We start from the raw sequence: 21478 nt of genomic DNA on the forward strand, positions 1-21478 counted from the left end.
ATGATCAGAAGCGGTAGATTTCCACGTCCGTCCGGACCGGCGACGGAATGGGAATCTGCGGCTTTGTCGGCTCGACCTTCTTCGGCGTGCGGGTCGCCGCATTCTTGCGCGCCTCTTCGGCCGCGGCCGCCTCGGCCTCGGCTGCCGCCAGCGGTTGAATGGCGGAGGCAAGCTGCTCGGCAAGACGCTGCAGTACCAGACTCTGGGCCTTCACCTGATCCGCAGGCGCTCCCTGGTGCGGTTCCTCCAGGCGAACCAGACGGGTGTCGCGCAGTTGCCCACGCTTGTCCAGCAGACGCCACTGCGCTTCCAGCACGGCAGGCTGTTTCGGACCGGAGTCCAGCCGGGTAATGGAAAGCTGCACCTGCACTTCGGGCGTGAAGCCCGGCGCGGCGGGTGCCAGGGCCAGACGCTGGCTGTCCAGACGGCCGGCAAGCTGGCGCAGCAGCAGTTGATCGATATCGTTCGGCAGATTGCCGGCCCAGCGCGCACGTCTGGCTGCAGTCAGACTGCCATCGGCCTGGCGTTGCAGCAGCAGGTCGCAGTTCAGATAGTCGGCAATCTCTACCGGCCCCAGCAGCACGGCCGGGCCGCTTTTCTGCTCGGGAACGTGGGGGTTGCCGCTGTCCAGTTGATAAAGCGGTACCGGTTGAAAAGCGGTACAGCCGGTCAGGCCAATCAGTCCGGCCAGCAATACACCATGAGCAAAACGCACCACACTCATCCTCTCAGCCGTAGGCTGCCGGAGGGCAGCCCAGTAGAAATCCAGCTCCCCGCCGGGGCACGACCGTCGTCGGTCCACCCCGTGCGGGCGCGTATCATCCCCTAAACCGCCCGACGACTCCAGCCTGAAACGCCGGCCGGAGGCCATGCCAGACGTTCGGCAGGGTTCAACCCACGGTTTCCACCTGCAGCCCATCGACCCGCTGGAAGCCACGCGGCAACTTGTTGCCACGGCGTCCGCGCTCACCTTTGTAATGCTCCAGATCATCCGATTTGAGCGACAACGTGCGTTTGCCCGCTTGCAGCACCAGGGTAGCGCCAGCCGGCAACACTGCCAGATCGGTCAGATACTCCTCGCGACTCGCCACCCGATCACCCGGAATCCCGATGATCTTGTTGCCCTTGCCCTTGGCCAGCTGCGGCAGGTCGGAGACCTTGAACAATAGCAGACGGCCCTCAGTGGTCACGGCCGCCAGCCAATCTTCCTCGATATTCCCGACCGGCTGCGGCGGGACCACCTTGGCCCCCGTCGGCAGACTGAGCAGGGTCTTCCCGGCCTTGTTCTTGGCCTGCAAGTCCTCGCCCTTGACGACGAAGCCGTAGCCGGCATCCGAGGCGATCACGTACAGCGCTTCGTCCTCAGGCAACAAAACGCATTCAAAACTCGCGCCAGGCGGAGGTGCCAACCGTCCGGTCAGCGGCTCGCCCTGCCCCCGCGCCGATGGCAGCGAATGGGCGGCGAGCGAATAGCTGCGCCCGGACGAATCGATGAATACCGCGAATTGATTGGAGCGACCCGGTGCGGCCGCCTTGAAGCCATCGCCGGCCTTGTAGGAAAGGCCGGTCGCATCGATGTCGTGGCCCTTGGCGCAACGCACCCAACCCTTCTCCGACAGCACCACGGTGACCGGCTCGGTGGGCATCAGCTCGGTTTCCGACAGGGCACGTGCCTCCATACGCTCGACCAGCGGCGAACGGCGGGCGTCGCCGTAGGTCTCGGCGTCTTCGATCAACTCCTTGCGCACCAGCTTGCGCAGCTTGGTCTCGCTGCCGAGCAGCGCCAGAAGATTGTCGCGCTCCTTGGCCAGTTCGTCCTGTTCGCCGCGGATCTTCATTTCTTCCAGCCGGGCCAGTTGGCGCAGGCGGGTGTCGAGGATGTAGTCGGCCTGCACGTCGGTGAGGCCAAAACGCTCCATCAGCACCGGCTTGGGCTGGTCCTCGGTGCGGATGATGCGAATTACTTCGTCGATGTTGAGGAACGCGATCAGCAAACCTTCCAACAGGTGCAGACGCTTCTCCACCTTGTCCAGGCGGAATTGCAGGCGCCGGCGCACCGTCCCGATGCGGAAGGTCAGCCACTCGCCCAGCAGCATGCGCAGGTTCTTCACCTGCGGTTTGCCATCGAGGCCGATGATGTTGATGTTGACCCGGTAGCTGGACTCCAGGTCGGTGGTGGCGAAGAGGTGCTGCATCAGCTCCTCGGCATTGACCCGGTTGGAGCGTGGGATGATCACGATGCGCGTCGGGTTCTCGTGGTCCGATTCGTCGCGCAGGTCGGCGACCATCGGCAGCTTCTTCGCCTGCATCTGCCCGGCGATTTGCTCCAGCACCTTGGCGCCGGAAATCTGGTGCGGCAATGCGGTGATGACGATATCGCCGTCCTCGACGCGGTACACCGCGCGCATGCGTACCGAGCCGCGGCCGGTCTCGTAGAGTTTCAGCAGTTCGGCGCGCGGCGTAACGATCTCCGCCTCGGTGGGGAAATCCGGGCCGGGCATGTGCTCACAGAGCTGCTCCACGCTGGCGTTCGGCTCGTCGAGCAGGCGGACACAAGCGGCAGCCACTTCCCGCAGGTTGTGCGGCGGCACGTCGGTGGCCATACCCACGGCGATCCCGGTGGTGCCGTTGAGCAGCAGGTTGGGCAGGCGCGCCGGCAGCACCGCCGGCTCGTTCAGGGTGCCGTCGAAGTTGGGAATCCAGTCCGCCGTGCCCTGCCCCAGTTCGCTGAGCAGCACTTCGGAATAGCGCGACAGGCGGGCTTCGGTATAACGCATGGCGGCGAAGGACTTGGGATCGTCCGGCGCACCCCAGTTGCCCTGGCCGTCGACCAGCGGATAGCGGTAGCTGAACGGCTGGGCCATCAGCACCATCGCTTCGTAGCAGGCGCTGTCGCCATGCGGATGGAATTTGCCGAGCACGTCGCCGACGGTACGCGCCGATTTCTTGTGCTTGGCGTCGGCATCCAATCCCAGCTCGCTCATGGCGTAGACAATGCGCCGCTGTACCGGTTTCAGGCCGTCACCGATATGCGGCAGGGCGCGGTCCATGATCACGTACATGGAGTAGTTGAGATAGGCCTGCTCGGTGAAATCGGCGAGGGAGCGGCGCTCCACGCCTTCCAGGCTCAGGTCGAGGGATTCGCTCATCTGCGTCCTCTAGTTTTCCGTGTAATGGCGCAGCACCAGGGTGCCGTCGCGCTGGGTGAATTCGAGTTGTTTCAGGGCGCTCATGCCGAGCAGCACCTGTTCGCCGTCCATACCGGGAACGATCAGGGCACGTACGTCGTGAAGACGGATGTCGCCCAATTGCAGTTCTGCCAGGCGGGTTCGGAAACCGGTCCCGCGGCCGTTGGCGGTCAGCACCGTGATCGGCGCGCCGCGCGCGAGGCCGAGTCGTTTCGCCAGCTCGCCCGGAACCGCCACGTCAGTGGCGCCGGTATCGAGCATGAACTCCACGGGCCGGCCATCGATCTCGCCGCTGGCGACGAAATGCCCCCGGCCATCGCTGGCCAGTCGCACCTCGATGAAGCCGTCGCCATGCCGGGACTCCGGCGCCTGGTTGGGATTGCGCTTGGCATCCTCCCACTCGCCGAAGAAACGGGTGGCCAGCAGCAGCGCAGCGCCCCAGGCGAGCACCAGCATGACCCGCCCGGCACGACGTCCCGGCGCCTGCTCGCTCAACGAGCGTTCCCCCAACCGCCCTTGGGCGCGGCGAAACGCCAGACGATCGGCCGGCTTTCGCCGTCGCCGCGGGCATGACCGCCGTTGTCGACGCCGATCCAGGCGCCTTCTTCGTCGATCCACAGGGCTTCCGCCATGCCATAGGGCTGGTCGTAGCGCCGCTCCGGGGTCAACGCCTCGTCGGCGAACGACCAGCAGCGTTCCACTTCGCCGTTGCTCGGCTTGCGCCGGCAGATACGGTGGGCCAGACGTTCCAGGGTGAAGAGTTTTTCGTTGAAGAAGGCCAACCCGGAGAAATCCCGTGGCAACGGCTCGTTGCTTTCCAGCGGTGCCGGCGGCAGCTCCATACCACCTTCGCTGAGCAGCACGCAGCCACCGGTACACTTCCACAGACTGCGCTGCCGGTGCATGACCACCAACCCACGGCGTTCCCGTTCGGCCGCCAGCCACAGGCGTTCGCCGGCCGGGTCCACTGCGATGCCCTCGAACAGCGCATTGAAGTGCAACAGCATGCCGCTGGCACGTGCCTGTCGCACCAGACTCTCCGGCAGGCCAAGCCACTGCAGCTCGCCTGCCGGCGGGATCTGCAGTACGCCGGCATGGGCCTCGCTGACCAGGTAGCGGTTACCCATCGCGTCGCAGGACAACCCTTCGAAATCCATGTCGCCGCCACGCACCTTGCCCATCACCCAACTGCGCATGCGCAATCCCCAGGGCAGGCCACTGTCGGGCCGCTCGGGGGCAACGAACGTCTCGGCCTCGGCGTGAAGCTCGCCCTGGGCCGGAGTCAGCCGGTAGAGCCGATCGTCATCGCGGTCGGAAACCGCCCAAAGCCCATCGCCACACCAGGCCAGGCCGGACAGGTTGCCGCCGCGCATGCCTTCCACCGGATGCTCGGTGAGCAGCTTGAGCGGCTCCACGGGCGGTTCGGCGGCGGCGCTGGCGCTGAGAAAGACGCAGGCGAACAGCAGGCGCCGCATCAAATCAGCACCTCGGCCAGGTTGCCCTTCGATTCCAACCAGGCCTTGCGGTCGCTGGCACGCTTCTTCGCCAGCAGCATGTCCATGATCTCGCTGGTCACTTCGAAATCGTCCAGGGTCAACTGCACCAGGCGCCGCGTGTTCGGGTCCATGGTGGTCTCGCGCAGTTGCAACGGATTCATTTCGCCAAGCCCCTTGAAGCGGGTCACCTGCGGCTTGCCGCGCTTCTTCTCGGCGGTCAGGCGCTCAAGAATGCCGTCACGCTCCGCTTCGTCCAGCGCGTAGTAAATATCCTTGCCGAGGTCGATGCGGTACAGCGGCGGCATGGCGACGTACACATGCCCGGCGTCCACCAACGGGCGGAAATGACGGACGAACAGCGCGCACAGCAAGGTGGCGATGTGCAGGCCGTCGGAGTCGGCGTCGGCGAGGATGCAGATCTTGCCGTAGCGCAGTTGGCTCAGGTCGGACGATCCCGGATCGATGCCGATGGCCACGGCGATGTCATGCACTTCCTGGCTGGCGAGCACTTCGCCGCCGTCCACTTCCCAGGTGTTCAGGATTTTTCCACGCAGCGGCATGATCGCCTGGAACTCCTTGTCCCGTGCCTGCTTGGCCGAGCCGCCGGCCGAATCGCCCTCGACCAGGAACAGCTCGGAGCGCATCGGGTCCTGGCCGGCGCAATCCGCCAGCTTGCCGGGCAACGCCGGGCCCTGGGTGATTTTCTTGCGCTCCACCTTCTTGCCCGCCTTGAGGCGTCGGCCGGCGTTGCTGATGGCCAGCTCCGCCAGTTGCAGGCCGAGTTCCGGGTGCGCATTGAGCCAGAGACTGAAGGCATCCTTCACCACGCCGGAGACGAACGCCGCCGCTTCGCGGGAAGACAAACGCTCCTTGGTCTGCCCGGAGAATTGCGGCTCCTGCATCTTCATCGAGAGCACGAAGGCGATCCGCTCCCAGACGTCTTCCGGCGCCAGCTTCACGCCGCGCGGCAACAGGTTGCGGAATTCGCAGAACTCTCGCATCGCATCGAGCAGACCCTGGCGCAGACCATTGACGTGGGTGCCGCCCTGGGCGGTGGGAATCAGGTTGACGTAGCTTTCCTGCACGCTCTCGCCACCTTCCGGTAGCCAAAGGAGGGCCCAGTCCACTGCTTCCTTGCTGCCGGCCAGACTGCCGCAGAACGGCTCGTCGGGCAGACGCGGATACTCGCTCACCGCGTCGACGAGGTAGGAGCGCAGGCCATCCTCGTAGTGCCACTCGACCTTCTCGCCGCTGGCCTTGTCCTCGAAGCTGACGGCGAGGCCGGGACACAGCACTGCCTTGGCCTTGAGCACGTGCTTGAGCCGGCTGATGGAAAACTTGTGCGAATCGAAATACTTGGCGTCCGGCCAGAAGTGCACGCTGGTCCCGGTGTTGCGCTTGCCCACGGTGCCGATCACTTCCAGCTCGCTGGCCTTGAAACCGTCGGCGAAGGTCATACGGTATTCGTTGCCGTCACGCTTGACGCGAACCTCGACGCGGGTCGAAAGGGCGTTGACCACCGAGATACCGACACCGTGCAGACCACCGGAGAACTGGTAGTTCTTGTTGGAGAACTTGCCGCCGGCATGCAGCTTGGTGAGGATCAGCTCGACCCCCGGCACACCCTCTTCCGGGTGGATATCGACCGGCATGCCGCGCCCGTCGTCGATCACTTCCAGGGAATTGTCTTCGTGAAGAATCACCTGCACCGACTTTGCGTGGCCGGCCAGGGCCTCGTCGACGCTGTTGTCGATGACTTCCTGGGCCAGGTGGTTGGGGCGCGTGGTGTCGGTGTACATGCCCGGGCGCTTGCGCACCGGGTCGAGGCCGGAAAGGACTTCGATGGCGTCTGCGTTGTAACTGGCCATGGGGTCTCGTTCAGTTCAGAGTGGAAAAGTCGAAATCGTTCCAGAGCCGGGGAGCGAAGCCGGCAAACGCCAGGAGTGCCGGCAGGCGCTCGGCGAACCCCTGGAAACCGTGGTCGCCACCGGCCTGGATACGCAGGGCGCATCCCCTGTAGAAGGCTTCCGCCTGACGGTAATCCAGCGTTTCGTCGGCCGTCTGCAGCCATACCTGGTAGCGCGTCGGATCGTTCGGCGGCGCCACTTCCAGCTCGGCGAGGGCGTCCACGTGATCCTTCGTCAGCTCCCAGGTCTCGCCGCTGTAATAGTTCGTCTGCGGCCCGAGATGGCTGTCGAACAAGCGGTGCGGGTTCACCGCCGGGTTGATCAGCAACGCCTTCAAGCCATGGCGTTCGGCCAGGTGGGTGGCATAGTAGCCGCCCAGGGAACTGCCGACCAGCACCGGTCGGCCCAGCTCGCCGATCAGCTCCTCGAGCAGGGCGATGGCCTGGCGAGGGTGGTGCGGCAACGCCGGCACCCGCAGGTGCTCGGCCAGACCGAGGATCTGCATGGCGCGCAGCAACTGGCTGGCCTTGAGCGAGGCCGGCGAGCTGTTGAGGCCGTGGAGATAGAGAATCGAAGGCGTGACGTCGGACATGTGCGGGTTGGAACTCGAACCTGGACTGAAACAGGAACGGTACCAGCTTTCGACCGCCCGCCTCCAGCGAGAGCCCCGGGTCAATATCCCTTGATGCTGTAGTCGATCTCGAAATCGATGCCGGTGACACGGGAAACACCGGTCTCCAGGCGCCCGTCGCCGAACAGCCGCAACCAGCGGTATCCCGGCGGCTCCTTGTCGACCCGGAACTCTTCGCTACCGGGAGCGAACTGGACGCAGGTGGACGGCGATGCCAGCAGCCGCACGCCCTTGCGTACCTGATCGTATTCCTGGTGGACATGTCCCCAGAGCACCGCCCGCACCTGCGGGTGACGGTCGAGCACAGCGAACAGCGCACCCGGATTGCACACGCCGATCGGGTCCAACCAGCGGCAACCGACCGGTACCGGATGATGATGGAAGCACACAAGGTGATGACGCTCGGGCGCCTCGCTCAGAGCCCGCTCGAGCAGCGCTAGTTGTTCATCGCCCAAGTGCCCCGGCACCGCGCCGGGAATGGAGGAGTCGAGGAGAATGATGCGCCAGGCGCCGAGATCGACGACCGGCTCCAGCAGCTCGCTGCCGGCACAGGCCTCGCGCATGCTCGGCAGTTCATCGTGATTGCCGGGGAACCAGCGCGCCGGGGCCGGAATCTGCGCTGTCAGCTCACGGAAATGTTCGTAGGACTCCAGCGAGCCGTCCTGCGACAGATCCCCGCTGGCCAGCACCAGGTCGATCTGCGGCTGTTCGCTGAGAACACGTTCTATCACCCGCTGCAGGCTGTCCTGGGTATCCATGCCCAGGAGCTTGCCATCGGCCGTGGCGAATAAATGACTGTCGGATAGCTGCACCAGCAGTACCGACGAATCAGCAGCGAAAGTGGACGCGCTCGGCAAGGCCATCTCCTTGAGCGGAATTAGCAGGAATTATGGTGGTTCTCGTCGAAAAGGGTATACCCGAGAAATAGAAGCAGATCACAGTTAGCAGTGAATCGGCGCGGCTCCCGATTACTGAAGGGTATCGCGGAACTTTCGCTGGCCCAGGAACGGATACTCGCCGGTCACGATGCAGCGCACACCTGGATTGTGCGGCCCGCAACAATTCGCTCAGAGCACAGGAACCAGTTCATGGCCACAGGCGAGGCAGTGGCTGAGCCATTCGCCCAGGAACAGGTTGAGCTGCGACTTCTCGTCCGGCTGGTGCATCGCGGCGTTGGGGTAGGCGTAGATGCTGCGGAAGCGCCGCGCGTTTTCCGCACTGATCACTTCGGCCATGCGCGCATCGTGATAGACCCGCACCTCCATCCGCGGCACCGGCAGCCAGGGCAGGCTGTGTTCCTGGCGAACCTGCAGCGTGGTGGTGTAAGGGCAGGTTTCCACCACGTCCAGCGCCAGCACGCCGAGCAGATACTCGCCCTGACTCAGCGCCACGCGCCGCGATCCCGGCCCGTCGCGCATTTCCGGCAGCAGGCGCATCAGCCGGGCATAGTTGGCTTCGCAGGCGGCCTGGAGTTCGACCAGATCGACCCGGTAGCGCTCGCGTAACAGATTCACGACCACAGCCCTCGCACTTCGGCGCGGTTCAGCGCCAGCCACTGCAAGGCGATGATGCTGGCGGCATTGCTGATCCGCCCATCCTTCACCGCCTGCAAGGCGTCCTCCAGCGGCCAGACATGGACCTTGATGTCCTCGCCCTCCTCCGGCAACCCATGGATACCACCGGCACCCCCGCTGTCGCAGCGTCCGAGGTATAGGAATACGCGTTCGTCGCTGCCGCCCGGCGATGGGAAATAGGTAGTGATCGGCCACAGCGAGCTGAGCGTCAGCCCCGCCTCTTCGGCAGCTTCGCGGTGAGCCACCTCTTCCGGCTCTTCAGCCTTGTCGATCAGACCGGCGACCAGTTCGAGCAACCAGGGATTACTGCACTTCTGCATGGCGCCGACCCGGAATTGTTCGATCAGCACGACGCAATCGCGCTGCGGATCGTAGGGCAGCACGCAGACCGCATCGTGCCGCACGAACAGCTCGCGACTGAGCACCGGTCCCATACCCCCGGCGAACTGGCGATGGCGCAAATGCAGGCGATCGAGCCTGTAGAAGCCCTGGAAACAGGACTCGCGCTGGATGATCTCGACATCCGGATGTTCCATCCGCTCCGCCATTCGATTCCCCCTACCTCATACAAAGAACGGGCCCCGTAAGGCCACGTGAACACCGCATCGGCCACAGCCCGCGCATCCGGGAGCGCTTCCGCTCCCGCATCGCTTCGACTGTTCGCCACTCCGGCGCGGGCCGATCGGCAAGATCGGCACCGCCGTTCACACAGCCTGCGTGGGCCCGTCCCGGTCAGTCAACCACTCCTCACACCTTGTGATAGAGCTGCGCTCCCTGCGCCTTGAATTCCTCGGCTTTGCTCTTGAGCCCCTCCTCGACATTCAGATCGACCGTGTCGATACGCTGTTCTTTAGCATAGTCGCGCACTTCCTGGGTGATCTTCATCGAGCAGAACTTGGGACCGCACATGGAGCAGAAATGCGCCACCTTGGCCGAATCCTTCGGCAGCGTCTCGTCGTGGAAAGCGCGCGCGGTATCCGGGTCCAGGCCCAGGTTGAACTGGTCTTCCCAGCGGAACTCGAAGCGCGCCTTGGACAGCGCGTTATCGCGAATCTGCGCGCCCGGATGGCCTTTTGCAAGGTCGGCGGCGTGGGCGGCGATCTTGTAGGTGATGATGCCGGTCTTCACGTCGTCCTTGTTCGGCAGGCCGAGGTGCTCCTTGGGCGTAACGTAGCAGAGCATGGCGCAACCGAACCAACCGATCATCGCCGCGCCGATGCCCGAGGTGATGTGGTCGTAGCCGGGAGCGATGTCGGTGGTCAGCGGGCCGAGGGTGTAGAACGGCGCCTCGTCGCAGCACTCGAGCTGCTTGTCCATGTTTTCCTTGATCAGTTGCATCGGCACGTGGCCGGGGCCTTCGATCATGGTCTGCACGTCATGCTTCCAGGCGATCTTGGTCAGCTCGCCGAGGGTTTCCAGCTCGCCGAACTGAGCGGCGTCGTTGGCGTCGGCGATCGAGCCGGGACGCAGGCCATCGCCCAGCGAGAAGCTGACGTCGTAGGCCTTCATGATTTCGCAGATATCTTCGAAATAGGTGTAGAGGAAGTTTTCCTTGTGATGCGCCAGGCACCACTTGGCCATGATCGAGCCGCCGCGCGAGACGATGCCGGTGACCCGCTTGGCGGTCAGCGGTACATAGCGCAGCAGCACGCCGGCGTGGATGGTGAAGTAGTCCACGCCCTGCTCGGCCTGCTCGATGAGAGTGTCGCGAAACAGCTCCCAGGTCAGGTCCTCGGCGATGCCGCCGACCTTTTCCAGTGCCTGGTAGATCGGCACGGTGCCGATCGGCACCGGCGAGTTGCGGATGATCCACTCGCGGGTTTCATGGATGTGCTTGCCGGTGGACAGGTCCATCACGGTGTCCGAGCCCCAGCGGATGCCCCAGGTCAGCTTGGCCACTTCTTCCTCGATCGAGGAGCCCAGGGCGCTGTTGCCGATATTGCCGTTGATCTTCACCAGGAAGTTGCGGCCGATGATCATCGGCTCCAGCTCCACGTGGTTGATGTTGGCCGGAATGATCGCGCGACCGCGGGCCACTTCCTGACGAACGAATTCGGGAGTGATTTCTTTGGGGATGGCGGCGCCGAAGCTATGACCGGCGTGCTGTTCGTCGAGCAGGCCGGCTTCGCGCGCCTCGGCCAGTTTCATGTTTTCGCGGATGGCGACGAATTCCATCTCGGGGGTGATGATGCCCTTCTTGGCATAGTGCATCTGGCTGACGTTGTGCCCGGCCTTGGCCCTGCGCGGGTTGCGTACGTGGGCGAAACGCATGGCGGTCAGCTCGGCGTCGTTCAGGCGGCGCTGGCCGAATTCCGAGGACAGCCCCGGCAGCTTCTCGGTGTCGCCGCGATCCTCGATCCAGGCGCTGCGCACATCGGCCAGGCCCTTGCGCACATCGATCTGCACGCTGGGGTCGGTATAGGGGCCGGAGGTGTCGTAAACGGTGACCGGCGCGTTGATCTCGCCACCGAAGTCGGTGGGGGTGACGTCCAGGCTGATCTCGCGCATCGGCACGCGGATATCCGGGCGCGAGCCCTGGACGTAGATTTTCTGCGAACGCGGGAAGGGTTGGACGGACTGCTGGTCGACCTGGGCGCTTTCGCTCAGATTCTTTTGTTGTTGTGCACTCATCGGCGGGCTCCTGGGTTGGATGTCGGAGCGAACCTGGGGCGGGGGTCGAGGCGGAGGGCACCGGAACACGGTGCAGAGGGACTCGCGAAGCGAGGACATCTTGTTCCCTACGCAGGCCTTAACCTGATCAGGTTCAACGGGATCCGGAACTGTCCGATCTCAGCCTTCGATTCAAGGCACCCCGACAAGAACCTGCGCAGTCTAATCAAGCCGGGAAGAGAAAACCAACCCGAGGGTCAAAAAGCCTTGACCGTTTCGTCGGAAAGCGACCGAAGGGCCGACCGGCGCCGTATTGTTCCCGCCAGGCAACATAGCTTGTTGCAAACTACACTCATGGGCTGGCCGGCACACCTTGACCCGCTTGGGTGGCGCCCGTAGCCTTGCTCGACTCTCCGGAATCTAGGATTGATCATGCTGCGCAGACTCTCCCTGGCTATCGCCATAGCCGCCGCCTCTGCCGGACCGGCCTGGGCAGAAGAAGCCCCCTTGTCAGCCAAGACCGACTTGGTCACTGTCTACCAGGAAGCGGTCGCCAACAACGCCGACCTCGCCGCTGCCCGTGCCAACTACGAGGCCAGCCGCGAAGTCGTGCCGCAGGCACGCGCCGGCCTGCTGCCGAACCTGTCCGCGGGCGCTTCGATGAACGACACCCGCACCGAGCTGGACTCGCCGTCGGCCTCGTTCTCGCGCAGCGGAACCGTCTACCAGGCCAACCTGACCCAGCCGATCTTCCGCGCCGACCGCTGGTTCCAGTTGCAGGCCGCCGAAGCCACCAGCGAGCAGGCCGCCCTGGAATTCTCCGCGACCCAGCAGAACCTGATCCTGCAGAGCGCCGAAGCCTACTTCGCCGTACTCCGCGCCCAGGACAACCTGGCTGCCACCAAGGCCGAGGAAGCCGCGTTCAAACGCCAGCTCGACCAGGCCAACGAACGTTTCGATGTCGGCCTCTCGGACAAGACCGACGTGCTCGAGGCCCAGGCCGGCTACGACAGCGCCCGCGCCAACCGCCTGATCGCCCAGCGCCAGGTGGAGGATGCCTTCCAGGCGCTGGTCACCCTGACCAACCGCGACCACGGCTCGCTCGAAGGTATCGTACACACCCTGCCGGTGCTGGCGCCGACCCCGAACGACGCCACCGCCTGGGTGGACACCGCCGCCAAGCAGAACCTCAACCTGCTGGCCAGCAACTACGCGGTCGACGCGGCCGAAGAAACCCTGCGCCAGCGCAAGGCCGGTCACGCACCGACCCTGGACGCAGTGGCCAGCTACCAGAAAGGCGACAACGACGCCATGGGCTTCACCAACAGCCTGGGCAGCAGCACCCGCATCAGCGGCGACGTCGAGCAGCGCACCATCGGCCTGCAGCTCAACATCCCGATCTACAGCGGCGGCCTGACCAGCTCCCAGGTGCGCGAGTCCTACCAGCGCCTGACCCAGTCCGAACAGCAGCGCGAAAGCCTGCGCCGCCAGGTGGTGCAGAACACCCGCGACCTGCACCGCGCGGTGAACACCGACGTCGAGCAGGTTCAGGCGCGCCGGCAGACCATCATTTCCAGCCAGAGCGCGCTGGAAGCCACCGAGATCGGCTATCAGGTCGGCACCCGCAACATCGTCGACGTGCTGGACGCCCAGCGTCAGCTCTACAGCTCGGTACGCGACTACAACAACGCGCGCTACGACTACATCCTCAACAACTTGCGCCTGAAGCAGGCCGCCGGCACCCTGAGCCCGGCCGACCTGGAAGACCTGGCCCGTTTCCTCAAGTCGGATTACGACCCGGACAAGGACTTCCTGCCGCCGGACCTGGCCAAGGCCGCCGAGGCCAGCCTGCGTAACAGCCAAGACTATTGATCGGCTCCCGGCATGGATACGTGCAAGGCGTATCCATGCCGGAACCCCGAATCTCCCCCTCCCGCTCTCCGCCTCCTTGACCCTTACGGGTACCCGACCAGATACGCCACCGGGAAGTGATCGCTTCGCAATACCTTCCCCAGATAGATCCGTTGCACCGTGGCATAGACCTTGTTCGAGTTTATTTGGCCGACGGAATCGAAGCTCTTTGTCTTATCGCTCCAGGTCCTGACCGATATCGACGCGTGGCAGATCGATTTCCACTGACAGCTTTCGTGGATATAGGCGTAGTCCAGCAGTGACGGAACCGCGATGTCGCCGGCCTCGACATCCGTCCCCATCGTGGCGTTCACGTACTGGCTCTCGCTCAGTTGCATCGGCCCCAGCGAATTCTTCTTCTCCTGCTGATACAACTGTTTGGCCAGCGCCACGGAGCTGCGGATGGAGATATGGGTGAAACCTGCATTGCCGGGCTCGCAGCGATACATCTTGTCATGCCCCGGCAAGGTGATGCTTTCCGGCGCATCGCTGGCATGGGTGTTCAGATCGCCGCCGAAGAATACCAATCGCTTGATGCCCTCGCCCTGGAAGCCGCCCAGCAACTTGATATCGTCCTGGACCTGCTCCAATGCTGCCTTCGAAGCATTCGCGTGACAGAAGGCGAAGACGTTGCCGCTCTTATCGCTCAGCAGCAGTGTGGCGCGTATGGCCTTCTCACCCAAGGGCAATTCGAACGGTTCGAAGTAGTCAGCCGCGATGTCGCTGCGGACGAACACCATCGACCCCAGCGTCGTGCCCTTGCGCAGACCGCCCTCCAGGCTCAGCGACACCTTCATTTCGTAAGCGCCCTTGAGGTCGTCGACCAATCGCAGATTGGGATTGCCGGTGGTACCCACTTCGAAGAGCGCGACGATCTCGGGCTTCAGGGTTGCCAGCGTGGTCGACAACGCATCCAGCTTTTCCTCGTACGCCTCGCTCATCGGCTTACGTTCGTTCTGGTGATTGAGGTGCTGAGTGTTCCACATGAGGATCTTGACGGTAGGCACTGCGGCTCCTCCCTGATGGCCCGCGACTGCATGGCCGCCCGCGACGATTACGGGCGACGCCTCAAAGGTAGCAGGCGCGAGGCAAAGTGCGAGCCGCTCAGTGGTTCTTGGCGAACAGCCGGTCCAGGCCGTCCAGCAGCCGCTGCAGGGCGCCCTGGTTGCTTTGGAGAACCGCCAGGCCGGCGGCGCGCATCCGCTCGGCACGGGCGGGCTCGTCCCAGAGCTGCAGCAGCGTTTCGGCCAATGCCGTGGCGTCGCCCGTCTCGCGCAGCGCGCCGGCGTCCCGGAGCTGCGCGGCGATATCGAGGAAGTTGAACAGGTGCGGACCGCTCAATACCGGCTTGCCCAGGGCGGCCGGCTCCAGCAGGTTGTGTCCGCCATTCGGCACCAGGCTGCCGCCGACGAAAGCCTGATCGGCCAGCGCATAGAGGAACAGCAGCTCGCCCATGGTGTCGCCGACCAGCACCTGGGTCTGCCCGGTTATCGCCACGCCGGCCGAGCGCCGCTCGCTGGCGAAACCTTCGCGGCGACACAGCTCGAACACGCCGTTGAAGCGCTCCGGGTGGCGCGGCACCAGGATCAACAACGCCTCGGGATGGCACTGCAGGACCTGCCGATGGGCCGCCAGGACGATTTCATCCTCGCCGGCATGGGTGCTCGCTGCGATCCACACCGGCCTGCCGTTCAGTCCCCACTGCTCGCGCAAAAGCGCGGCACGCTCCAGCAGTGCGGGGTCGATGGTCAGGTCGAATTTGATCGAACCGGTCACACTGACCGCTTCCGGACGCGCGCCCAGGTGGCGGAAGCGCTCGGCCTCGGCCTCGGTCTGCACCGCCAGCCAGCTCATTTCCGCCAGCATCGGCGCGGTCAGCTTGGCGAAGCGCGCATAGCCACGGGCAGAGCGTTCGGACAGCCGCGCATTCGCCAGGGCAACCGGAATGCCGCGCCGGGAGCAGGCATGGATATGGTTGGGCCACAGTTCGGTTTCCATGATCACCGCCAGACGCGGCTGTACCCGATCCAGGAAGCGCGCGGCTGCCCAGGGCAGGTCATAGGGCAAGTAGCAATGCCGGACGCTGTCGCCGAACAGCGCGCGAATGCGCTCCGAGCCGGTCGGGGTCATGCAGGTGACGGTGATCGGCAACCCCGGATGGCGCGCCTGCAAGGAACGGATCATCGGCGCGGCGGCGATGCTCTCCCCCACTGATACCGCATGCACCCAGATGCCGCCAGCCGACACCGCTGGCAAGCCAAAGCCAAACCGCTCACCTATACGTCGCGCATAGGCCGGCGCGCGCCAGGCCCGCCAGGCCAGGCGAAGGGCAATCAGAGGCAAACCGAGGTGAAACAGCAAGGTATAGAGGAGACGATTCATGGCGGCGGAGCTTAGCGCTTCAGGGGGTGAAGGGTAAGAGGGATAGGGGAGACGGCCCCGCACTCACCCTTCACTTCCCAAATGCCGCGCCAGCGCATCGCCCAGCCAGCGCGCCGCCGGCCCCAGCGCCTCATCGCGACGACAGACCAGTTCCACCACCAGCGGCGGTGGCGTCCAGTCGCTACGCAATTCCAGCAAGTGGCCTTGGTAGGTGGGGTACGAGGCGACGTGACGCGGCAACCAGGCCCAACCCAAATCGCGCATCACCAGCTCGGCCATGGCGTAGAAACTGTCGGCACGCCAGACCAACGGGCTGATCTGTTCGCCGCCGGAATAGTGGCTGTCCTGCGGCGTCATCAACAGTTGCCGATGCTGCGCGAGGGTTCGGCGGTCGGCATAGGGCACCCTCGCCAGGGGATGGCCAGCGCCGCAGACGGTCACCATCTCGATGGTGCCCAGGCGCTGCCGCTCCAGGGCTTCCGGCATCTGCTCGTGGTGGAACAGCAGGCCGAGGTCGGCGCGTCGCTCCACCAGCTTGCGCGCCACATCGCCCTGGGCACCGCTGGCCAGTTGCACTTCCAACAGCGGAAAGGCATGGACCAGTGCCTCCAGACTGGCGAGTACCGGCTGATAAGGCATGGCTTCGTCCTGGGCCAGGCGCAGGCGTGCTTCCTCGCCGCGCTGCAGCCCGTTGGCACGTCCTTGCAGGCGCTGGCATTGCTGCAACACCGCACGTGCTTCCTCGTGCAAGGCCTTGCCCGCCTCGGTGAGCTGCGGCATTCGACCGCCGCTGCGCTCGAACAGCCGCACGCCGAGGTCCTCTTCCAGCAAGGCCACCGCCTGGCTCACCGCCGATTGCGCGCGGTGCAAATCGCGCGCCGCCGCGGAGAAGGAGCCGTGTTCGCATACGGCGACGAAAGCGCTGAGCTGATCCAGATTCCACTGCACAACCTATCTCCAAACCAGATAGCTATTAGTTTGATCCCATCATTCAAGCTTCTAGAATGGCGGCCGTCAAAACCTCTCGTTCAGGAGTCGCCACCATGCCGGGCTATCTGTATCTGGGCATTGCCATCGCCGCCGAAGTGATCGCCACCACCTCGCTGAAAGCCGTGGAAGGTGTGGCCAGGCCGATTCCTCTGGCCCTGGTGGTGCTGGGCTACGGGTTGTCGTTCTGGATGCTGACGCTGGTGGTGAAAAGCATTCCGATCGGCATCGCCTATGCCATCTGGGCCGGGCTCGGGATCGTGCTGGTGAGTGTCGCGGCCGTATTCCTCTACCAGCAGAAACTCGACCTGCCGGCCATGCTCGGCATGGCTCTGATCGTTTGCGGGGTAGTGGTGATCCAACTGTTCTCCCGGTCCGTTGCACACTAAAAAGCAGCGACAAGCGATAAGCCCCAAGCTGCAAGCTGCAAGCTGCAAGCTGCAAGCGAGGAGCTTGCGGCGGGGCTGGTGGCTTGTCGTCGATGGCTTGCAGTTATACTGGCGGCAGTTTTTTCGACCAAGGCAGCCCCATGTCCCAACACCTTTCCACCGACGTGCTCATCGTCGGCGGCGGTATCGCCGGTCTCTGGCTCAACGCACGCCTGCGCCGCCAGGGTTTTTCCACCGTGCTGGTGGAGAACGCCAGCCTCGGCGGCGGACAGAGCCTGAAATCCCAAGGCATCATCCATGGCGGCACCAAATACGCCCTGCACGGAGCCCTGACCGGTGCCTCCGAGGCCATCGCCGACATGCCGCGCCGTTGGCGCGAAGCGCTGGCCGGCACGGGCGAGTTGGACCTGCGCGGCGTACGCCTGCTCTCCGATGCCCACTACCTCTGGTCGCCCGGCACCCTGGCCGGCAACCTGACCAGCTTCTTCGCCAGCAAGGCCGTGCGTTCCCGGGTCGATCAGGTGAAGGGCGACGCCCTGCCGCCGGCCCTGCAGCATCCCCGCTTCAAGGGCAAGGTCTACCGTCTCACCGAACTGGTGCTCGACGTACCCAGCCTGATCGCCCGCCTGGCCGAGCTGGCCAGCGGCAGCCTGCTCGCCGCCGACGAGATCGCCCCGTTGCGCGACAACGGCGAGCTGGCCGGCCTTGTCGTCGATGGTCGTGAAATCCGTGCCCAGCGCATCGTGCTCAGCGCCGGCGCCGGCAATGCCGCCCTGCTCAGCGCGCTCGGCCTGTCCGAGCCGGCCATGCAGCGCCGGCCGCTGCACATGGTGCTGGTCAAGGCCCCGACGCTGAAACCGCTCTATGCCCACTGCCTCGGCGGCGGGCCCAAGCCGCGCGTCACCGTGACCACCCATCCGGCCGCCGACGGCCAGTGGGTCTGGTACCTCGGCGGAGACCTCGCCGAAGCCGATGGCGTGGCCCGCGACGAGTCCGCGCAGATCGCCGCCGCCCGCAAGGAGTTGAGCGACTTGCTGCCCTGGATAGACCTGTCCCAGGCCCGTTTCGCTTGCCTGCGGGTGGACCGCGCCGAGCCGGCCCAGTCCGGGCTGGTCCGCCCGGACAACGCCTTCCTCGCCGAACAGAACCGCCTGCTCGTCGGCTGGCCGACCAAGCTGGCACTGGCCCCGGACTTCGCCGATCGCGTGCTGGCCAGCCTCGACCGCGACGGTATCCAACCCGGCGAACACGGCGGGCGGCCTGTCCTGCCCAGGCCGCCCGTCGGCCAGCCGGTGTGGGAGGAGCTGCTGCCATGAAGACCCTGCACGGCCTCGAACGACCCTTCGGCGACACCGGCCTCATGGTCTCCCCGCTCGGCCTCGGCACGGTCAAGCTCGGGCGCGACCAGGGCGTGAAATACCCCAGCGGCTTCACCATTCCCGATGACCGGGAAGCGCGCCAGCTACTGGATCTGGCCCGCGAACTCGGCATCAACCTGATCGACACGGCACCTGCCTACGGCCGCAGCGAAGAACGGCTCGGCCCGCTGCTGCGCGGCCAGCGCGATGCGTGGGTGATCGTCAGCAAGGTGGGCGAAGAGTTCGAGGGCGGCCAGTCGCACTTCGACTTCTCCCCGGCGCACACCCGCCTCTCCCTGGAACGCAGCCTGAAGCGCCTGGAAACGGACATCATCGATCTGGTGCTGGTGCATTCCGACGGCAACGACGTCGCCATCCTGCGCGACAGCGGCGTCTACGAGACCCTCGCCGAGCTGAAGCGCGAGGGCAAGGTCCGCGCCTTCGGCCTGTCCGGCAAGACGGTGGAAGGCGGCCTGCTGGCCCTGGAGCGCGGCGACTGCGCCATGGTCACCTACAACCTCAACGAGCAGGGCGAGCGGCCGGTGTTGGACTACGCCGCCGAGCACAGCAAGGGCATCCTGATCAAGAAGGCCCTGGCCAGCGGCCACGCCTGCCTGGGTGCCGGCGTGGACCCGGTGCGCGCCAGTTTCGAACTGCTGTTCGGCCATCCCGGAGTGGCCAGCGCGATCATCGGCACCATCAACCCGCTACATCTGTCCCATAATGTCGCGACGGCCGCCGCCGTGATTCGTGGCAGCCACTGAAGCTGTCATCAAGCCGCCGCCTGAGCGCGGCATACTCGAACAGGCCATGCGCCGCTTCCGCGGCTCCCTGACGCCAGCAAGAAGGAGACGACATGTCGCGTACCCTTGCCCGCAAGGACCCCAGTGCCTTCAAGACCCTGCCGCTTTTCGTCGAGGCCAGCCCGGACGGGCTCAGCTACCAGAGCCTCGGCCGACCGCTGAATTTCGCCCAGATGCTGGAAAAGCGCCGGCCGATCGAGGTGAACGACCCTGACCGCTTCGCGGTGGAACTGGCCAACCTCGGCGTCTCGGTGCGCCTGACGCTGTCCTGGCAGGGCCGCGAATACTGGCTGCTGGTGCGCCAGCGCCGCCTCGACCGGGGCGACGTGGTACTCAAGCTGATCTCCGGCTACGTCCCGGCCCACGAACTCAACCTGCCGTTGCTGACCGCCATCCAGGAGGTCGCCGAGGAGTGCCTGCTGGAAACCCCGGAAGGCTGGCTCGCCGGCCGCTTCGGCGACACTTGGCTGCCAACGCCCTACCAGGGCGCCCTGCGCTATCGCGAGGCCACGCACTTCCGCCTCAGCCCGCTGTCCGGTGCGGCACGCCCGATACGCTGCGGCAACCTGACGCTGATGGAGCGCCCGCGCGCCTACGTGCACCAGCCCACCGCCTCGCTGCAGCTGGTCTACGACCTGCGCCTGGAGCTGCCGAAGGAAGCGCGTCAGCTCAGCCTGTTCCATGTCGACGAACGCTTGGAAGACGGCCAGCTCATCGCCCGCCTCGAACGCAGCCGTCCGGACCTGTACCTGATTCCCCTCGACCAGGGCCGCCCCACCGGCGAATTGCTCACCCTCAAGCGCGGCATGCTGGCGCCGGCAGCGACCCGCGGCCTGTGGCTGGCAGAAAGCTTCGCCCCGCAGGACGGCTGGCTGGTGCGCGACGAACGCATCCGCTGGAAGGACTGGCTGGTCCAGCAGAACCTGGCCCCGACGAAAAAAGCAGCGGCTGGCAGACGATAATCGTAGGGGCGAGGAGTGACAGGAGGGCCTTTACTCCTTACTCCTCCCCCATCCACCTCACTCATTTCAACTCACTGGAACTCTTGCCCAACTGCCGGCGAGCGACGATCAGCAACTGGATCTGTTGGGTGCCTTCGAAGATGTCGAGGATCTTCGAGTCGCGGGCCCATTTCTCCAACAGTTCGTCTTCGCCATAGCCCAGGGCACCGGCCAGCTCCACGCACTTGAGAGTGACTTCATTGGCCACCCGTCCGGCCTTGGCTTTGGCGATGGAGGCCTCCTTGGAGTTGGGCAGCTTGTTGTCCGCCATCCAGGCCGCTTTGAGGGTAAGCAGCCGCGCCGCCTCCCACTCGGCTTCCAGGCGGTACAGGGTCGCCTCGGCATGGCTGACCGCCAGCAGCGGGCGGGCATAATCGAAACGGCAGGCCTTCTTCAGCAGCTCGCGGGTACGGTCCAGCGCCGCCTTGGCTACGCCCACCGCCATGCCGGCCACCAGCGGACGGGTGTTGTCGAAGGTTTCCATGACCCCGGCGAAGCCCTTCTGCGCGTCGATTTCCGGGTTGCCCAGCAGATTGGCGGCCGACACGCGGCAATCGTTGAAGCTGATGGAGGCAGTGTCCGAGGCCTTGATCCCGAGCTTTTTCTCCAGCCGGGTGACGGTCATCCCCGGCGTGCCCTTCTCTACCACGAAGGACTTGATCGCCGCCCGCCCCAGGCTGCGGTCCAGTGATGCCCAGACCACTACGGCATCGGCGCGTTCGCCGGAGGTGACGAAGATTTTCTCGCCGTTGAGCACGTAATGATCGCCATCCTTTACCGCCGTGGCGCGGATCGCCGCTGAGTCGGAGCCGCAACCCGGTTCGGTGATCGCCATGGCCGCCCAGGTGGAACCGAAGCGCTGTAATTGTTCTTCGTTGGCCACCGCGGCAATGGCCGCATTGCCCAGGCCCTGGCGCGGCATGGCCAAGAGCAGGCCGACATCACCCCAGCACAGCTCCATCACGCCCAGACAGGCGGACAGGTTGCCACCGTTGCGCACGCCCTCCTCCTGGGCAGCGCTCTTGCGCTTGCTCGCCGAGGTGGCGCCGACCGCTTCCGGCGAGCCGGCGTTCATGCCATCGAGCAGCGCCGCCAGCAGGTCCAGCTCCTTCGGATAAGCGTGCTCGGCCTTATCGTACTTGCGCGAGATCGGCCGGAAATAATTGGCCGCCACCTGATGCGCCTGGGTCACCAGGCTACGGAATTTCTTCGGGGTTTCCAGATTCATGGTGTGTGCCGCC

General features: G+C 65.1%; 19 protein-coding genes and 1 riboswitch. Of the genes, 5 read left to right on the forward strand and 14 right to left on the reverse strand.

Annotation, left to right across the window (positions count from 1 at the left end):
• Positions 1 to 4: 4 nt before the first annotated feature.
• The 10 genes from PIN01S_RS00240 to thiC form a co-directional block, all read right to left on the reverse strand.
• Positions 5 to 724 (reverse strand): PqiC family protein, encoded by a 720-nt coding sequence (locus PIN01S_RS00240; protein WP_084332826.1) that lies wholly within the window; start codon positions 722 to 724, stop codon positions 5 to 7.
• Between the two features lie 166 nt (positions 725 to 890).
• The gene (parC, locus tag PIN01S_RS00245; protein ID WP_084332827.1) at positions 891 to 3149 is read right to left on the reverse strand and encodes a DNA topoisomerase IV subunit A; all 2259 of its coding nucleotides are present in this window, start codon (positions 3147 to 3149) and stop codon (positions 891 to 893) included.
• A gap of 9 nt (positions 3150 to 3158) precedes the next feature.
• Positions 3159 to 3683 carry a retropepsin-like aspartic protease family protein gene (locus PIN01S_RS00250; RefSeq protein ID WP_084332828.1) on the reverse strand — a complete coding sequence of 175 codons (525 nt, stop codon included), beginning with the start codon at positions 3681 to 3683 and terminating at the stop codon, positions 3159 to 3161.
• The gene (locus PIN01S_RS00255; RefSeq protein WP_425287666.1) at positions 3680 to 4666 is read right to left on the reverse strand and encodes an esterase-like activity of phytase family protein; all 987 of its coding nucleotides are present in this window, start codon (positions 4664 to 4666) and stop codon (positions 3680 to 3682) included. The genes PIN01S_RS00250 and PIN01S_RS00255 overlap by 4 nt, the downstream gene beginning before the upstream one ends.
• Positions 4663 to 6552 (reverse strand): DNA topoisomerase IV subunit B, encoded by a 1890-nt coding sequence (gene parE, locus PIN01S_RS00260; RefSeq protein WP_084332830.1) that lies wholly within the window; start codon positions 6550 to 6552, stop codon positions 4663 to 4665. The genes PIN01S_RS00255 and parE overlap by 4 nt, the downstream gene beginning before the upstream one ends.
• Positions 6553 to 6562: 10 nt before the next feature.
• Positions 6563 to 7183, reverse strand: coding sequence for a YqiA/YcfP family alpha/beta fold hydrolase (locus PIN01S_RS00265; RefSeq protein WP_084332831.1), 621 nt, complete (start codon positions 7181 to 7183; stop codon positions 6563 to 6565).
• 80 nt (positions 7184 to 7263) lie between these two features.
• Positions 7264 to 8085 (reverse strand): 3',5'-cyclic-AMP phosphodiesterase, encoded by an 822-nt coding sequence (cpdA, locus tag PIN01S_RS00270; protein WP_425287667.1) that lies wholly within the window; start codon positions 8083 to 8085, stop codon positions 7264 to 7266.
• Between the two features lie 204 nt (positions 8086 to 8289).
• Positions 8290 to 8742 carry a DUF1249 domain-containing protein gene (locus tag PIN01S_RS00275; RefSeq protein WP_084332832.1) on the reverse strand — a complete coding sequence of 151 codons (453 nt, stop codon included), beginning with the start codon at positions 8740 to 8742 and terminating at the stop codon, positions 8290 to 8292.
• A complete protein-coding gene (locus tag PIN01S_RS00280) occupies positions 8733 to 9332 on the reverse strand; it encodes an NUDIX domain-containing protein (RefSeq protein ID WP_169715771.1) in 600 nt (199 codons plus the stop codon). The genes PIN01S_RS00275 and PIN01S_RS00280 overlap by 10 nt, the downstream gene beginning before the upstream one ends.
• 211 nt (positions 9333 to 9543) lie before the next feature.
• Positions 9544 to 11427 (reverse strand): phosphomethylpyrimidine synthase ThiC, encoded by a 1884-nt coding sequence (gene thiC, locus PIN01S_RS00285; RefSeq protein ID WP_084332834.1) that lies wholly within the window; start codon positions 11425 to 11427, stop codon positions 9544 to 9546.
• A gap of 87 nt (positions 11428 to 11514) precedes the next feature.
• Positions 11515 to 11621, reverse strand: a riboswitch (TPP riboswitch).
• A 217-nt stretch (positions 11622 to 11838) separates the two neighbouring features.
• Here thiC and PIN01S_RS00290 point away from each other — a divergent pair.
• A complete protein-coding gene (locus PIN01S_RS00290; protein ID WP_084332835.1) occupies positions 11839 to 13278 on the forward strand; it encodes a TolC family outer membrane protein in 1440 nt (479 codons plus the stop codon).
• Positions 13279 to 13361: 83 nt separating this feature from the next.
• Here the strand turns inward: PIN01S_RS00290 and PIN01S_RS00295 are convergent, their stop codons facing one another.
• From PIN01S_RS00295 to PIN01S_RS00305, 3 genes are all read right to left on the reverse strand, one after another.
• A complete protein-coding gene (locus PIN01S_RS00295) occupies positions 13362 to 14324 on the reverse strand; it encodes an endonuclease/exonuclease/phosphatase family protein (RefSeq protein ID WP_139198522.1) in 963 nt (320 codons plus the stop codon).
• 97 nt (positions 14325 to 14421) lie between these two features.
• The gene (gene waaA / locus PIN01S_RS00300; protein WP_084332837.1) at positions 14422 to 15699 is read right to left on the reverse strand and encodes a lipid IV(A) 3-deoxy-D-manno-octulosonic acid transferase; all 1278 of its coding nucleotides are present in this window, start codon (positions 15697 to 15699) and stop codon (positions 14422 to 14424) included.
• A gap of 63 nt (positions 15700 to 15762) precedes the next feature.
• Positions 15763 to 16647 carry a LysR family transcriptional regulator gene (locus PIN01S_RS00305; RefSeq protein ID WP_084332838.1) on the reverse strand — a complete coding sequence of 295 codons (885 nt, stop codon included), beginning with the start codon at positions 16645 to 16647 and terminating at the stop codon, positions 15763 to 15765.
• Positions 16648 to 16742: 95 nt separating this feature from the next.
• Here PIN01S_RS00305 and PIN01S_RS00310 point away from each other — a divergent pair, with 95 nt between their 5' ends.
• The 4 genes from PIN01S_RS00310 to PIN01S_RS00325 all read left to right on the forward strand — a co-directional run bounded on the left by PIN01S_RS00310 (position 16743) and on the right by PIN01S_RS00325 (position 20198).
• Entirely contained in the window at positions 16743 to 17075 is a 333-nt protein-coding gene (locus tag PIN01S_RS00310) for a DMT family transporter (protein ID WP_084332839.1), read from the forward strand.
• Between the two features lie 140 nt (positions 17076 to 17215).
• On the forward strand, positions 17216 to 18391 hold the full coding sequence (locus tag PIN01S_RS00315; protein ID WP_084332840.1) for an NAD(P)/FAD-dependent oxidoreductase: 1176 nt from the start codon (positions 17216 to 17218) through the stop codon (positions 18389 to 18391).
• On the forward strand, positions 18388 to 19197 hold the full coding sequence (locus PIN01S_RS00320) for an aldo/keto reductase (RefSeq protein ID WP_084332841.1): 810 nt from the start codon (positions 18388 to 18390) through the stop codon (positions 19195 to 19197). Before PIN01S_RS00315 ends, PIN01S_RS00320 begins: the two co-directional genes overlap by 4 nt.
• Before the next feature lie 92 nt (positions 19198 to 19289).
• Positions 19290 to 20198, forward strand: coding sequence for a metal ABC transporter ATPase (locus tag PIN01S_RS00325; RefSeq protein ID WP_084332842.1), 909 nt, complete (start codon positions 19290 to 19292; stop codon positions 20196 to 20198).
• A gap of 61 nt (positions 20199 to 20259) precedes the next feature.
• On the opposite strand, the gene PIN01S_RS00330 is transcribed toward PIN01S_RS00325, so the two are convergent.
• A complete protein-coding gene (locus PIN01S_RS00330) occupies positions 20260 to 21465 on the reverse strand; it encodes an acyl-CoA dehydrogenase family protein (RefSeq protein WP_084332843.1) in 1206 nt (401 codons plus the stop codon).
• Positions 21466 to 21478: the final 13 nt, after the last annotated feature.

Source organism: Pseudomonas indica NBRC 103045, from assembly GCF_002091635.1.
Lineage (GTDB): Bacteria > Pseudomonadota > Gammaproteobacteria > Pseudomonadales > Pseudomonadaceae > Pseudomonas_M > Pseudomonas_M indica.